The sequence below is a fragment of the Microcoleus sp. FACHB-1515 genome (assembly GCF_014696105.1).
Classification (GTDB): domain Bacteria; phylum Cyanobacteriota; class Cyanobacteriia; order Elainellales; family Elainellaceae; genus JAAUTJ01.
Genome location: NZ_JACJPO010000027.1, coordinates 43,632 through 57,451 on the forward strand (window position 1 = coordinate 43,632; position 13,820 = coordinate 57,451).

The 13,820-nt window shown below is 53.0% G+C and carries 14 protein-coding genes; 7 read left to right on the plus strand and 7 right to left on the minus strand.

Features of this window, described 5'->3' with window-relative positions:
- Positions 1-160: 160 nt before the first annotated feature.
- Both H6F67_RS09170 and H6F67_RS09175 read right to left on the minus strand, forming a co-directional pair.
- Positions 161-649 (minus strand): hypothetical protein, encoded by a 489-nt coding sequence (locus tag H6F67_RS09170; protein WP_190765549.1) that lies wholly within the window; start codon positions 647-649, stop codon positions 161-163.
- A 54-nt stretch (positions 650-703) separates the two neighbouring features.
- The gene (locus H6F67_RS09175) at positions 704-1,936 is read right to left on the minus strand and encodes a methionine gamma-lyase family protein (protein WP_190765550.1); all 1,233 of its coding nucleotides are present in this window, start codon (positions 1,934-1,936) and stop codon (positions 704-706) included.
- A gap of 197 nt (positions 1,937-2,133) precedes the next feature.
- Here H6F67_RS09175 and H6F67_RS09180 point away from each other — a divergent pair, with 197 nt between their 5' ends.
- The 3 genes from H6F67_RS09180 to H6F67_RS09190 all read left to right on the plus strand — a co-directional run bounded on the left by H6F67_RS09180 (position 2,134) and on the right by H6F67_RS09190 (position 5,000).
- Positions 2,134-2,952: a fatty acid desaturase gene (locus H6F67_RS09180; RefSeq protein ID WP_190765552.1), complete on the plus strand. Its 819-nt coding sequence runs from the start codon at positions 2,134-2,136 to the stop codon at positions 2,950-2,952.
- Between the two features lie 454 nt (positions 2,953-3,406).
- Positions 3,407-4,231 (plus strand): acyl-CoA desaturase, encoded by an 825-nt coding sequence (locus H6F67_RS09185; protein ID WP_190765554.1) that lies wholly within the window; start codon positions 3,407-3,409, stop codon positions 4,229-4,231.
- A 97-nt stretch (positions 4,232-4,328) separates the two neighbouring features.
- Complete coding sequence (locus tag H6F67_RS09190; protein WP_190765556.1) at positions 4,329-5,000, plus strand: Uma2 family endonuclease; 672 nt, start codon at positions 4,329-4,331, stop codon at positions 4,998-5,000.
- A gap of 22 nt (positions 5,001-5,022) precedes the next feature.
- Here the strand turns inward: H6F67_RS09190 and H6F67_RS09195 are convergent, their stop codons facing one another.
- Positions 5,023-5,748 carry a hypothetical protein gene (locus H6F67_RS09195; protein WP_190765558.1) on the minus strand — a complete coding sequence of 242 codons (726 nt, stop codon included), beginning with the start codon at positions 5,746-5,748 and terminating at the stop codon, positions 5,023-5,025.
- 277 nt (positions 5,749-6,025) lie between these two features.
- On the opposite strand from H6F67_RS09195, the gene H6F67_RS09200 reads away from it, so the two are divergent.
- Positions 6,026-6,541, plus strand: a complete 516-nt coding sequence (locus H6F67_RS09200) for a GNAT family N-acetyltransferase (RefSeq protein ID WP_190765560.1) — start codon at positions 6,026-6,028, stop codon at positions 6,539-6,541.
- Between the two features lie 52 nt (positions 6,542-6,593).
- Here H6F67_RS09200 and H6F67_RS09205 read toward each other — a convergent pair whose 3' ends face one another.
- On the minus strand, positions 6,594-7,937 hold the full coding sequence (locus H6F67_RS09205) for an aspartate aminotransferase family protein (protein ID WP_190765561.1): 1,344 nt from the start codon (positions 7,935-7,937) through the stop codon (positions 6,594-6,596).
- A gap of 236 nt (positions 7,938-8,173) precedes the next feature.
- Between H6F67_RS09205 and H6F67_RS09210 the strand changes: the two genes are divergently transcribed.
- Both H6F67_RS09210 and H6F67_RS09215 read left to right on the plus strand, forming a co-directional pair.
- Positions 8,174-8,782 carry a pyridoxamine 5'-phosphate oxidase family protein gene (locus H6F67_RS09210; RefSeq protein ID WP_190765563.1) on the plus strand — a complete coding sequence of 203 codons (609 nt, stop codon included), beginning with the start codon at positions 8,174-8,176 and terminating at the stop codon, positions 8,780-8,782.
- Positions 8,783-8,835: 53 nt separating this feature from the next.
- Positions 8,836-9,609 (plus strand): DUF1350 family protein, encoded by a 774-nt coding sequence (locus H6F67_RS09215; protein ID WP_190765832.1) that lies wholly within the window; start codon positions 8,836-8,838, stop codon positions 9,607-9,609.
- A gap of 12 nt (positions 9,610-9,621) precedes the next feature.
- On the opposite strand, the gene H6F67_RS09220 is transcribed toward H6F67_RS09215, so the two are convergent.
- Entirely contained in the window at positions 9,622-10,251 is a 630-nt protein-coding gene (locus H6F67_RS09220) for a hypothetical protein (protein ID WP_190765565.1), read from the minus strand.
- Between the two features lie 152 nt (positions 10,252-10,403).
- Here H6F67_RS09220 and eis point away from each other — a divergent pair, with 152 nt between their 5' ends.
- Positions 10,404-11,600 carry an enhanced intracellular survival protein Eis gene (eis, locus tag H6F67_RS09225; RefSeq protein ID WP_242020570.1) on the plus strand — a complete coding sequence of 399 codons (1,197 nt, stop codon included), beginning with the start codon at positions 10,404-10,406 and terminating at the stop codon, positions 11,598-11,600.
- Between the two features lie 85 nt (positions 11,601-11,685).
- On the opposite strand, the gene H6F67_RS09230 is transcribed toward eis, so the two are convergent.
- Both H6F67_RS09230 and H6F67_RS09235 read right to left on the minus strand, forming a co-directional pair.
- A complete protein-coding gene (locus H6F67_RS09230) occupies positions 11,686-12,723 on the minus strand; it encodes a DUF1611 domain-containing protein (RefSeq protein ID WP_190765567.1) in 1,038 nt (345 codons plus the stop codon).
- Positions 12,717-13,763, minus strand: coding sequence for a dipeptide epimerase (locus H6F67_RS09235; RefSeq protein ID WP_190765569.1), 1,047 nt, complete (start codon positions 13,761-13,763; stop codon positions 12,717-12,719). Before H6F67_RS09235 ends, H6F67_RS09230 begins: the two co-directional genes overlap by 7 nt.
- Positions 13,764-13,820: the final 57 nt, after the last annotated feature.

The following is a 13,820-nucleotide window of genomic DNA, read 5'->3' on the forward strand; positions in this document are numbered from 1 at the left end:
CTTTAACCTCGAAATATGTACCCTTTTACTCGACATTTTGACCTTTGAACTCGAAACGCCAAGTTTTTTACTCCAAAAACAAAGCTCTGAACTCAAATTGTCGAGCTTTTTAGTGCATCGATCGAGTCCAGAGCTTGAATATCGAACCTTAAAGGTGCAACTATCCCACTTTAGGCTCGGTTGACGCAGCAGAAGACGGCTTCTTGCGCGGTTTGCGGGCGAAGCGCTGACCCATTTCCTCCACCAGTCCTTCTAATCCTGCGCCCTGTCCGCTCACCTTTGCGTAGCTATACACCTGCAACGCCGCCGCCATCGCTTCACTGCCCACTGCCAAAGTTGTATCGTCCAGCAATTCCTGTAGCTGACTGAGCGCCACCACGATCGGATACAGGGCTTCGGCTAGCTGCACGTCTTTCCGCATTTCTTCCACGTCGAACGATCGAGGTAAGAAATCGGGATTCTGTATCGCCACCTCCATCGCCTTGCTGACAAACGCCCGACTCTTATCGCCCATCTTCGGCAGTGCTTTTCGCTCCTCTGCACTCAAATCGATCAAAAACGGCAGCTTTTGTTTAATCGTGGCGATCGCATCCATGACGGCCAGTCGGTCAGCATGGCTCAACGTCGCACTAATTGGGGAAATTGACATTTCAGAAACTCCGAAATCAGTACATGCCTTTAGGATTCCCTTGCGCCAAAACTCCTAACTTTTTGCGCCGATCGCCTCGATCGCCGCCTCCAGTGCGATCGCCACGTGTGTCCAGTGCGTCCCGCCCTGACAAAACACGACATAGGGCGCACGCAGCGGGCCATCAGCGGAGAATTCTGACGTGCTGCCGTCGATGAACGTGCCGCCCGCCATCACAAGCTGACTTTCATAGCCGTGCATTTCGGCAGGAACCGGACTAAGATACGACCCGATCGGGGAATGCTGCTGAATCGCGGTGCAAAAGGCGATGATTTTTTCCGGGGAACCGAGTTCGATCGCCTGAATCACATCGGTTCGGGCTGCACCGGGACGCGGATTCACTCGATAGCCCAACTGCTCAAACACATGCGCCGTCAGATGATTGCCCTTCAGCGCTTCCCCGACCATTTGCGGAGCCAGAAACAAGCCTTGAAACAACAGGCGATTTTGATCGAACGTCGCGCCGCCAAAGCTGCCGATTCCCGGTGCGGTCAGGCGACAAGCTGCCATCTCGACCAGATCGGCTCGACCCGCCACATAGCCACCTGCGGGCACGATCGTTCCGCCCGGATTTTTGATCAGCGATCCCGCGATCAAATCCGCCCCGACTGCGGTTGGTTCGCGGCTCTCGACGAATTCGCCGTAGCAGTTATCGACAAAGCACACCACATCGGGATTTTGCTGCTTCACCAGTCGAATGATTTTCTCGATATCCGCGATCGACAAACTCAGACGCCACGAATAGCCGCACGATCGCTGAATTGTCACCAGCCGCGTTTCTGGTCTGATTGATTGGGCGATCGCATTCCAGTCCGGCGCTCCCTCTGGCGTCAAATCCACCTGACGATAAGAAATGCCCCATTCCTTTAAAGATCCTTGATTTGTGCCGCGCACTCCGATGACTTCTTCTAATGTGTCGTAGGGCGCACCCGCAACGGCCAGCAGTTCGTCGCCCGGACGCAACACGCCATACAGGGCAGAGGCGATCGCGTGTGTGCCCGACGTGAACTGGACTCGGACGATCGCCGCTTCTGCTTGCATCACATTGGCAAAGACGCGATCGAGCGTTTCCCGACCCAGATCGTCGTGTCCATAGCCCGTTACGCTCGCAAAATGCTGAACCCCAACCTGATGCTGCTGAAACGCCGCCAAGACGCGCCGCAGGTTATGCTTAGTTTGGGTGTCGATCGCAACAAAAATTTGCGAAAGCGCCTGTTCTGCTCGCTGAAGCGGCTCAAAGCTGCTCATTTCTGTAATCTTTCTCCTAAGATTGGAGACTTAAGGACTCCGTTTCATCCGACGGGCGATCGAACGTTTGTTCACCCGAACTTTATGTTCACCCGAACCTCTGTTCACCTCGCAGCGTCATCGATGGCGGAGTCTATTGTCGCCTAGATTCGACGCTCTCAAAACAGTCCGCAAAATTTACTTTCTGAGACTACTGCATGACAATCGCATCTTCGCAAAAACTCGGTTACGACTGGATCGTCATCGGTTTTATGCTCGTGATCCACGTCGGCGCAATCTTCGCCTTTCTCCCTGGCAACTTTAGCTGGAGCGCGGTCGGCCTTGCCCTGTTCCTCCACTGGGTCACAGGCGGCTTGGGGATCACGTTGGGATGGCATCGAATGCTGACGCACCGCAGCTTTCAAACTCCTAAGTGGCTCGAATATTTCCTTGTCTTTTGCGGGACGCTGGCCGTTCAGGGTGGCCCGATTTGGTGGGTTGGCCTGCACCGTCACCACCATCTCTACTCGGATCAAGCTGTTGATCACCATGATTCGGGCAAAGGCTTTTGGTGGAGCCACATGCAGTGGATGTTCCACGAAGTTCCGGCAGAAGCAGAAATCGATCGCTTCACCAAAGACATTGCTGACGATCGCTTCTACCAGTTCCTCGACAAATATTTCTTTCCGATTCAGGTCGTTTTTGCCGTCCTGCTCTACTTTCTGGGCGGCTGGCCGTTTGTCTTCTGGGGCGTCTTCGTGCGTCTCGTTTTTGTCTATCACACGACTTGGCTGGTCAACAGCGCCACACACAAATTCGGCTATCGCACGTATGAGGACACAGGCGATCGATCGACAAACTGCTGGTGGGTCGCCCTTTTGACCTATGGTGAAGGCTGGCACAACAATCATCACGCTTTTCAATACTCGGCGCGTCACGGCATGAAATGGTGGGAATTTGATATGACTTGGCTGACGATTCGCTTCTTACAGGCGATCGGTCTTGCCCAAAAAGTCAAGCTGGTTGAACAAAAATAAATTCATCCAAAAGGGTGAAGCATTTCAGTTGCAATTGTCGCGAATGTGATAGTTACCGGTTGCATGTTTCGCCCTTTTTCTTGGCTGACTCGATCGCAATTCGTCAACTGATTAATCCTCATTTAGTTATGTCGTAATACAGCAATTACTTGAACTTTAATTTCTTGACCTTGGCGTCAATTCCAGAAAAAATTTGAAATGACGTTTTTGCTTTGCAAATCTGTTTCTATACTGGCGATCGATCTTGATGCACAAACGAGTTTGAACTGAAACACACCTTCAATCTCGATTTCTGCACGTTCCTTTTTGATTCGTTTTGTCTTGCAGACATGGCATCTTATCTCCCAACATAGTGCGATTTTCGTCCGTGAAATTTGCACTGTTTGAACCCGCACTGTCTTGATATGCAATGTCTTGACATCCGAACTGCTACAAACACCATTGAGACCACTGAATGACTATTGCAACTTCGACCAAATCCTCCATTAAATGGGTAATCCTGCTCTACGTGATTAGTATTCACGTTGGGGCACTCTTTGTTCTTCTTCCCAGCAACTTTAGCTGGAGCGCAGTAGGTTTGATGCTGTTTCTCCACTGGATTACGGGCGGATTAGGAATCACGTTGGGCTGGCATCGTCTCGTCACGCACCGCAGCTTTCAAACTCCCAAGTGGCTCGAATATTTCTTTGTTTTCTGCGGCACATTGTCACTGGAAGGCAGCCCGATCGAATGGATTGGCCTACATCGCAATCACCACGCTCATTCGGATCAAGAACTCGATCAGCACGATTCCAACAAAGGCTTTTGGTGGAGCCATATGCTTTGGATGTTCTATGATATTCAGGCAAAAGATGATGTTCCTCGCCTCACAAAGGACATTTCCAGCGATCCGGTCTACCGATTTTTAGATAAATACTTTTTCCACATTCAAGTTGCTTTTGCCGTCCTGCTTTATCTAATTGGCGGCTGGTCGTTTGTCGTTTGGGGCGTCTTCCTCCGCCTCGTTTTGGTTTATCACTGCACTTGGTTTGTGAATAGCGCCACGCACAAATTTGGCTACCGCACGTATGACAGTGGCGATCGCTCCACAAACTGCTGGTGGGTCGCTTTATTGACTTACGGAGAAGGCTGGCACAACAATCACCATGCTTTTCAATACTCGGCTCGACACGGCATGAAATGGTGGGAATTTGATATGACCTGGATGACGATTCAGTTTTTGCAGGCGATCGGTCTGGCGCGAAAAGTTAAGCTAGTTGGTAACACAGCAGGCGAATAGACGATCGCACCCTTTGAATAAATTTGGAAGCCTGTCTCGCGACAGGCTTTTTGTTTGAATTCTACAATGAAAGAAACCTTGAAACGGATGCGTGGCTATGACGATCGCCCAAAATTCAATCGATCAAGTCAGCGCAGAAATCGTCGCACCTCCAATCGATCTCAACAGTGACGAACCGCCCTTGGATGACCTGCATCTTCAGCAAATCATTTTGTTTCTGGAATGCTTAAACTGGTGGTGGCGCGATCGCAATGATTTCTACGCAAGTGCCAACACCACGATCTACTACAGCGAAAAGCAACTCAAGTCGCGAGATTTTCGCGGTCCTGATTTTTTTGTGGTGCTGGGTGTCGAGAGAAAACTTCGCAAAAGCTGGGTTGTTTGGGGTGAAGATGGTAAAACTCCAAATGTGATTGTTGAGATTTTGTCAGACAGTACGGCAGAGATCGATCGCACTGTGAAGAAGCAGATCTATCAAGATACGCTCAAGGTTTATGACTATTTCTGGTTTGATCCAGACACGCTTGAATTCGCAGGTTTCTATCTCGTGAACGGTCAATATCAGCCGATTTCACCCAATCAAAATGGCTGGCTTTGGAGTCAGCAGCTTGAATTATTTTTGGGCGTTCGCGATCGCAAACTGCGCTTTTTTACGTCCGCAGGCGAACTGCTGCCCACTCCTGCTGAAGCTGCGATCGCTGCTCAAGCAAAAGTCGATCGACTGGCCGACAAACTGCGCGAACTCAACATCGATCCGGATGCGCTCTAGCCGAACTGTAATCGATCGGCACTTAAAATCGTCGTCCCAGCAATCGCTGCCGCACCCCTTCGGCAATTTTTTGACCCAGATATTCGGGAATCAAATTTTCGTTGGGACCTAACAAATACAAAATCAAGCGGGTTCGACCGCGCCAGACGAGCAAATTTGCATTCACAACCAGCAAATCTTCCTGCCAAATCGCGTACATCACCTTGTAAAACAATCCGGGCTGGTTGTCCGCTTCGATCAGCAAGGCAGGCAAGTGAAAAACCGGATCGACATAAAATTCTGTTTCGACCTGTTCCAATCCGGCATCCAAATTAAACTCGACGGCCAGCATTTCTTCGACTTCAAAGCGTCCCGCCAAAGCTTCGCGCACCGCTCGGCAAACGTTTTCCGCCGTTTTGTCCGTCAGCGCTTTGCCGCCTCGCGACACGACCAGCTTGATAAATACGAGCATCGGCGGCTCGATTTGGCCGTACAGACTGAGGCTGTGAATCGTCAGGCCAAAGGCGGCTAGGACGCCAAAAATGTCGCTCAGCAAGAAAGACTGGTTGCGGTAGGCGAAATGCAGTGCGCTTTTGCTGCCTTCGGGCTTGAGTTCGATGACCGCCTGTTTAGTTTTGTAAAGCTGGTAGGCCAGTCGCAAATTTTGAAGCTGAATTTCGCTGCTGACAAATTGCTCATAGAACTGCGGAAACGCCCGATTGAAGCGCTTGAGCAGTTCGAGAGTAGTGGACTTGAGACCCGGAGCCATAGTGCAAAGAGTCAGCCTTGCAGGGAACGATGCAGGGAACAGGCAGTGGCGACGAGTCGGGGCGATCGCTACTGTGCCGCCGCGATCGAAACGGGTTGCCCGCCGTACTGTTCTAGGAAACCCTAACTTTACGGTAATCTTTCACCCTTTGCACAGCGATCGCCCTACCAAACGCATCAGACGATGGATTTTCCTGCAAAGCACGGGTGAAGCAAGCAGGGGAGAGATATACTAACTAGTACCATCTTTTCATTTTCACTACCTCCACGACGGCTGCATGGGTTTCTGGAAAAGCTTGTTTAGTGCTTCTGATGCTGCTGCCACATCCAAGCCAGCCCCGTCGGAGTTTGGCATGTCAGAAGCGGCGAGTGAAAACTCGCGGGTCTTCTTCAGCACCGATCGCGAAATCGATCTCTATGAACTCGAAGAACTTTGCGATGCGGTGGGCTGGTCGCGCCGTCCCTTACGCAAAGTCAAGAAGGCGATTCAGCACAGCTTTTTGGTCGTCTCGATGTGGGAACAGCGTGGAGCCACGCGCCGACTGGTCGGATTTGCCCGCGCCACGTCTGACCACGCCTTCAACGCCACGATTTGGGATGTCGTGGTTCACCCGGATTTTCAGGGCAAAGGCTTGGGGAAAGCGCTGATGCGCCACATGATCAAAAAGCTCCGCAGCGAAGATATCAGCAACATTACCCTGTTTGCCGATCCGCAAGTCGTCAACTTCTATCGCGGCTTGGGCTTCATGGCTGATCCAGAAGGCATCAAGGGGATGTTTTGGTATCCAGAGTGAGGGAATTGGGGTTAGGGATTAGCAGGACGCCCTAACTCCCAATCTCTAACCCCTAATTGACTTGCTTGAGGACAGAGGCGATCGTCTCCACAATTCGATCAATCTGGTGCTTCTCGATGATCAGCGGCGGGGACAGGGCAATGATGTCTCCCGTCGTGCGCGTCAGCAAGCCTTGTTCATAGCAGCGGACAAACAGATCGTAGGCGCGAGCGCCTGGCTTGCCGGGAATCGGGGCAAGTTCGATTCCGGCTACGAGGCCGAGGTTGCGAATGTCGATGACGTGGGGCGCATCCTTGAGCGAGTGGACGGCGCTTTCCCAATAGCTTGACAGGTCGCGGGCGCGATCGAACAAGCCTTCTTCCTCGTAAACATCCAAGGTGGCGAGGGCGGCAGCGCAGGCGAGCGGGTGGCCGGAGTAGGTGTATCCGTGAAACAGTTCGATCGCGCTTTCGCTGCCGTGCATAAAGGCGTCGAAAATGTGGTCACGCACGAAGACGGCTCCCATCGGCACGGTTCCGTTTGTGATGCCTTTGGCGACGCAGATCATGTCCGGCAAAACGCCAAAATAGTCGGCGGCAAACGGCGCACCCAGCCGACCGAATCCCGTAATCACTTCATCAAAAATCAACAGAATGCCGTGCTTGTCGCAAATTTGGCGCAACCGCTGCAAATAGCCCTGTGGAGGAATCAACACGCCTGTCGATCCGGCTACAGGTTCAACGATCACGGCGGCGATGTTGGAAGCGTCATGCAGGGCAACGATCCGCTCTAGCTCGTCGGCTAAGTGTGCGCCCCACTGGGGCTGACCTTTGGTAAAGGCGTTGTGTTCCAGGTTGTGCGTGTGCGGCAGGTGATCGACGCCGGGAATCAAGCTACCGTAGAATTTGCGGTTCGCACCGATGCCGCCGACCGAGATGCCGCCAAAGCCGACGCCATGATAGCCGCGCTCGCGTCCGATCAAGCGTTGCCGAGTGCCGTCCCCTTTGGCGCGGTGGTAGGCGATCGCAATTTTCAAAGCCGTATCAACCGCTTCCGAACCGGAATTGGTGAAGAAAATATGGTTCAGGTCGCCGGGAAGCGTTTTGGCGAGGCGATCGGCCACCTGAAACGGCCCCGGATGTCCCATCTGAAAGGTCGGGGAAAAATCCAGCGTCGCCACTTGCTTTTGCACGGCTTCGACAATGCGCGTCCGCGAATGTCCGGCGTTGACGCACCACAATCCGGCTGTGCCGTCGAGGACTTGGCGATCGTCTTCGGTGGTGTAGTACATGTCTTTGGCCGCCACCATGATGCGGGGTTTGGCCTTGAATTGCCGATTGGCCGTGAAGGGCATCCAAAAGGCTTCGAGTTCCAGACGGGTGCTGGTAGTTGCGGGTGGGGTGAGTTCTTGTACCATGATTTCTTCTCCCAATGACAGCGATCGAAATGGCGCAAACGGCGCTTTGCGGAGGTTCCGCGCTATGCGACTATTCTATCGCTGCGATTTGATTGGCCTGATACTTCCCCCTACACTCCTACGCGAGGCATACTCATGGGTGTTGATGTGCGACACATTGGCTTTCCCGCCACGTCCTCGTCTGACTCGCTTTCCCTCAGCACTCTTTTTCATCAATTCCTAGTTCATCAATTTTTATGTCGATCGTTACTACGCTTGAAGAACTCGAAGCTCTCTACGGTCAGCCGGGTGAAGCCGCGATCGTCAAAGAAATCGATCGCCTGACGCCGCACTATCGCGCTTTGATTGCCGCTTCTCCGTTTGCTGTTCTTGCCACTGGCAGCCCGGACGGACTGGACTGTTCGCCGCGTGGCGATCGACCTGGGTTCGTTCGCGTCCACGATGACCAAACGCTGCTGCTGCCCGATCGACTGGGCAACAATCGCATTGATTCGCTGCGAAATATTGTTCGCGATCCGCGCGTCGCCCTGCTGTTTTTGATTCCGGGTCTGGGAAATACGCTGCGGGTGAATGGTCGCGCTCAGGTCAGCATCGATCGCGCCCTGCTCGATTCATTTGCCGTTGAGGAGAAAGCGCCGCGATCGGTGATTGTGATTCACGTAGAGGCGGTTTACTTTCAGTGTGCGCGGGCGATCGTGCGATCGAATTTGTGGAATCCTGAAACTCATGTTGATCCTCAAAATCTGCCGACTCCTGGACAGATTCTGGCTGCGTTGAGCGATCGCGTTGGCGGGGCGGAGTACGATCGCGCTTGGGAAAGTCGAGCGCAGCAAACCTTGTGGTAGAAACCGAGCGATCGCAAATCGACTACGATCGAGAAAAACGCTTGTACTTTGGCATGAATTGGCAGGAAATTTCTGGCAACTGGGTGTTGATTCCGCCGCGCCCGATCGCGATCATTCACTTTTTAGGCGGGGCATTTGTGGCGACAGCTCCGCAATTGACTTACCGCAGCCTGCTGGAATTTTTAGCAGCAGAAAATTACGCGATCGTGGCAACGCCGTTCGTGAATACGTTCGATCATTCTGGCATTGCGGTAGACGTACATAAAACGTTTGAGCGGACGATCGATTTTGTGCATCGGCAGGCGGGGCGGCGATATTTGCCGATCTACGGCATGGGTCACAGTATGGGCTGCAAGGTGCATTTGCTGATTGGAAGTATGTATCCGATCGAGCGATCGGGCAATATCTTCATGTCGTTTAATAACTATCCGGCGCGACGATCGATTCCGTTTATCGAGCAGTTTTATCAGTTTGCACCGAATTTCGCCGCCGAATTCACGCCTTCACCAGAAGAAACGATCGATTTGATCGAAAAGAAATATTCTGTCGAGCGAAATCTGCTGATTAAGTTTAGAAATGATGATATCGATCAGACTCGTCCGCTCAATGATGTGCTGATCGATCGCTTCCCCAAAATGACAACAACTTGCTTGCTGAAGGGCAATCATCTAACACCATTGGGGCAAGATGTGAACTGGAAAAGCGGTCAAGATTTTACGCCGTTTGATGCGATCGGGCAGCTATTTCGCCAGGAAGTTTTGCGCGACTTCAACGAACTGAAGAAAACAATCTTGCTGTGGTTGAATCCCTTGCGAGTGCGAGAGTAAGGGCGACAACGTTTAGGGATCAAAGGGCGGGCGGTACTGTGCGGTAACGCCAGGATTGCTGACTGGTGAACTATCAGCGGATTGATTGCCAATTCTTCCCCTTGTCGCTCTCAAAAAGTCGGTGAAGACTGAGATGACATCGTGAAACACATTGCTGCCTGCTGAAATGGTTAAACCCGTTAAAATAATGTCAAGCGTTTGAAACGCAATTCGCTGATTGGAATCAATTGCTTCAAGCACAATCAGCGGTTCAAGAATGCGAAATCCCACTAAACTGACGACAATTCCCAACACAAATCCAGCTCGCAGTGCGATCGATTTTGTTTCGTGACCATAGCGATTCAGTTCATCTTGCACTCGTTGAAAGGCAGGCGTTCCAGGTTCATATCGAGCCAGTTCATTCTCCCAGATGCTTTTGCCTTCGCCACGCCAAATCGTAAGCAAAACTTCGAGACTTCTTTCAACAACAAGTGTTGCAAAAAAGGTGCTGTTAAGCAGTGCCCCAACTTGAGTTTCTTGGATATTTCTGAGCGCGATCGCAGGCCAAATTGGAAGCAGCTTGAACAACAAAGCGATCGCAATTCCTAAAATAATGAGTAGGGCAAAAGTTCCTTTCAGGAACTTCTCGAACGATAGTTTCATGGTTTGTCCTTGTCGATCGATGCACGACGCGATCGCTCATTGCTCAATTTTGCAAGTCAATGAGTCATTTAACTACAAGGTGAAGGTGACTACAAGGTGCAGGGTACCCAAGACGCTAACTTCCGCTTGACGACTTGTAGCGCAAATGTAGTATGATTGTAGGACGCATTCTGCCCTCTTTTATGCTGATGCTCGATCGATCGTTCACCTACCGTCCGCTGTCCGAGGCTGGAGAAGACCAGCAGGTTAAGTCACTGTTAGCGCAGTGTTTCAACGCACCCCGCGATCGCGAGAGCTTGTATTTTGACCTGATGGGACGCGACAGGTATCGCGGATTTTGGGTTGGCGATCGGTTTGCAGGCGCATTAGCGTTGCTGCCGATGGGTCAGTGGTGGAACCATCAGCGCGTCCCCATGACCGGGATCGCTTCAGTCGGAATTGCCCCAGAGCATCGGGGATCAGGCGTCGCGCTGGCGATGATGCAGCAAATGCTCCTCGAACTGCACCAGCAAAATGTGCCGCTGACGACGCTCTATGCTGCTGCCCAACGGCTGTATCGCCGTGCTGGATACGAACAAGCGGGATCAGTCTGCGGTTGGGAAATCGAGACGGGATCGATCGCCCTCCGCCATCGTCCGCTTTCGGTGCGATCGATTGCGCTTGAAGCCGATTTGCTGATGAAAATGCAGCACCAGCAGGCGATCGTCAACAACGGTCATCTCGATCGCCATCCGGCCATGTGGAAGCTGCTGCTGACCGAAACCGATGCACCGCTGTATGCTTACGAGTTTGGTGACGGTGAAGGCTACATCGTTTTTCGGCAAGAGGCCGACCAAAGCCTGCTGAAGATCGTGGACTGGGCGGTGCTGACAGCCGCCGCCGGACAAACTTTCTGGAGCTTTTTGAGCGACCATCGATCGCAAATTGACAAAATCCGCTGGACAAGTGCGGCGATCGATCCGCTCTCCTTCTGGCTACCGGAACAAACGGCCAATCCGCGATTTGTCGATCGCTGGATGCTGCGAATTGTGGATGTTGTGTCGGCGTTGGAACTGCGCGGCTATCCGTCTGATATCAGCGCTGAACTTCATTTCGAGGTGCAAGACGATCTGATTACGGCAAACTGCGATCGCTTCTGTCTCACCGTCTCGAACGGTCGTGCCCATGTGACTCGCGGCGGCAGAGGCGACCTGAAGCTTGACATTCGTGGACTTGCTCCGCTCTACACGAATTTGTTTTGCGCCAGTCAGCTTCAGCAGATGGGAGTTTTGGAAGGCGATCGCGACACGCTGATGCAGGCCGATCGCATCTTTACCGCTGCTCCGCCCTGGATGCCCGACTTCTTCTGACTGTGGATTCAATCACCAAGGCTTAATTTTGCAAAGGCGGCTGCTCTTGCAAAATTAGAAACTTGATTGTAATCGAGCCATGATCCTAAGAGACGATCGCATCGAGCAAGCTTTCTGCTCCAAATCGAATCACGTCGGTACAGGGCAATCCGGTTTCAGCTTGGGCTTGTTCGATCGCAGCTTTGGCTGCGGTCAAATCGAGGTGATGCGTGTTGAGAGCGATCGCTGCGACTTTCGTTTCGGCAAACGCGCCACCTGCTGCCGCAATGGTTTCATAAACCTGAATTACCTTTGGCAGCGGCGGAATCGGCACGTCGGGCACATTGTAAATATGTGACTGTCCGGCACGATGCACCAAAACGAGGTGAGTCGGCTGTGTGCCCCGCAGCAAAGGCAGGGTTGCGGTCGAAGCCGGATTCATCAACGAGCCTTGGCCTTCGACCCAGACAATTTCCGCATCGGCGTGGCGCATGACAAGCTGTTCGATCGCCCCTGCCGCAAAATCGACCCGCACCGCATCTAGGGGAACGCCGTCATGCCCAAGCATCAATCCGGTTTGTCCCGTTGCCAGAAAGGTCGATCGCATTCCCCGCGCTTTCGCCGCCTGATTGAGTTCCAGACTGGCCGACATTTTGCCGACGCTCATGTCTGTTCCGACTGTGAGGACGCGCCGATTGCTCAGCTTGCCAGCCGCACCTGTGCCAACGCTCAAGCCTTGCGGTTCGCGGCGAACGTCCCAAATCCAGCGGTCTGCGTGTAGCAGATTGGCGAGTTCGGGATCGGTTGACATGGCGGTGTGCAGACCGTTGACGATCGACAGTCCAGATGCGATCGCCTGCCGAATTTCCAGCATCCATTCATCCGGCAGTGCGCCTCCAGAAGGAGCAATCCCGATGCTCAAAACCGTTGGCTGATAGGCGATCGCCTCTTCCACCGAGGCCACGATCGGAGCTTGTCTGGCAATTCCCGTTATCTGCTCCAAATCTTGTCCGGCAAACTGGCGATCGACCACCGCGACGATCGCCAGTTCGCTGTAGCGCAAAAGCGACAATCCGGTTTTACCTTTGGAACTTTGCAAGCCGTCATGCAGCAAAATCGCCACTCGATCTTCAGCCTTTAGCACTTCGTTTCTCCTTGACGCACGCCCAAACCGGGGCGATCGATTGGACGCAAGCAACCCCCGACCAATTCTGCACCGATAAACGGATCGTCAATCAAATTCAGGTGGCTGTCGAGGTCGAGATGGTCGGCATACGGAGCAAGCTGAGCCGCTGCGGTGTTGGCGATCGCGCTGTCCGAATAGCAGCCAAACATAATTTGCAGCCCGCAAGCCTGAGCCGTATGCACCATTCGCAAAGCCTCGCTCAGGCCACCCGACTTCATCAGCTTGATGTTGATGCCGTGAACGCGATCGCTCAATTTCGGAATATCTGCGCTGGTAAAGCAGCTTTCATCCACAAAAATTGGCAAAGGCGACTGGCGATAAAGCTCCAGCAAATCGGCTTCTTGACCCACTGCGATCGGCTGCTCAACATAGGTCACGCCCACCTCGGCCAGCCAGTGCGACATCGCGATCGCATTTGTCAAACTCCAGCCGCCATTTGCATCGATGCTAATTTTTGCGTTTGGAGACGCTTCGGCCAGCACTGCCTTGAGCATGGCGCGATCGGCCTCCACGCCATCAGGACTGCCAAGCTTTACCTTGATCGCTGCAAACGGCGCAATTTCCATCCAGTGTCGCAGTCGATCGACCGCCGCTTCGGGAGTGCTAATTCCGATCGTCGCGGAAGTTGGCACAATGCGCGATCGATCGAGTCCCCACAGTTTCCACAGCGGAAGATTTGCCCGTTTGCCGACCCAGTCGTGCAGAGCGAGATCGATCGCACAGCGAGCCGCAGACGGAAAATCTGCCAAAATTGGCTCGATCGCTTGGCGATCGTCGGGCGTGTAGTCGGTGAGTTTGGCGGCGATCGAATCGATCGCGGCAATCAAAATTTCGGGGGTTTGGCGGTCACGAACGCTAAACGGGGACGCTTCGCCCCAGCCTTCGATGCCGTCATGCCGCAGCCGCACCCAAATGTTTGTCGATTCGGCAGTTGTGCCGCGACTGATCGTGAGGGCAAAGCGTTTGTGAACGGTGAATGGTTCGGCTTGAATCTGCATGAGGGCGATCGCATTTCACCCCTTCAGCATACAGAACTTCTGCAAACTCTGCGGGCG

Coding starts and splice junctions, on each gene's coding strand:
- H6F67_RS09215 (WP_190765832.1), top strand. CDS start 8,836: ATGAATTGGCAGGAAATTTCTGGCAACTGGGTGTTGATTCCGCCGCGC.
- H6F67_RS09175 (WP_190765550.1), bottom strand. CDS start 1,936: ATGAGCAGCTTTGAGCCGCTTCAGCGAGCAGAACAGGCGCTTTCGCAA.
- H6F67_RS09190 (WP_190765556.1), top strand. CDS start 4,329: ATGACGATCGCCCAAAATTCAATCGATCAAGTCAGCGCAGAAATCGTC.
- H6F67_RS09220 (WP_190765565.1), bottom strand. CDS start 10,251: ATGAAACTATCGTTCGAGAAGTTCCTGAAAGGAACTTTTGCCCTACTC.
- eis (WP_242020570.1), top strand. CDS start 10,404: ATGATTGTAGGACGCATTCTGCCCTCTTTTATGCTGATGCTCGATCGA.
- H6F67_RS09210 (WP_190765563.1), top strand. CDS start 8,174: ATGTCGATCGTTACTACGCTTGAAGAACTCGAAGCTCTCTACGGTCAG.
- H6F67_RS09180 (WP_190765552.1), top strand. CDS start 2,134: ATGACAATCGCATCTTCGCAAAAACTCGGTTACGACTGGATCGTCATC.
- H6F67_RS09170 (WP_190765549.1), bottom strand. CDS start 649: ATGTCAATTTCCCCAATTAGTGCGACGTTGAGCCATGCTGACCGACTG.
- H6F67_RS09205 (WP_190765561.1), bottom strand. CDS start 7,937: ATGGTACAAGAACTCACCCCACCCGCAACTACCAGCACCCGTCTGGAA.
- H6F67_RS09195 (WP_190765558.1), bottom strand. CDS start 5,748: ATGGCTCCGGGTCTCAAGTCCACTACTCTCGAACTGCTCAAGCGCTTC.
- H6F67_RS09200 (WP_190765560.1), top strand. CDS start 6,026: ATGGGTTTCTGGAAAAGCTTGTTTAGTGCTTCTGATGCTGCTGCCACA.
- H6F67_RS09185 (WP_190765554.1), top strand. CDS start 3,407: ATGACTATTGCAACTTCGACCAAATCCTCCATTAAATGGGTAATCCTG.
- H6F67_RS09235 (WP_190765569.1), bottom strand. CDS start 13,763: ATGCAGATTCAAGCCGAACCATTCACCGTTCACAAACGCTTTGCCCTC.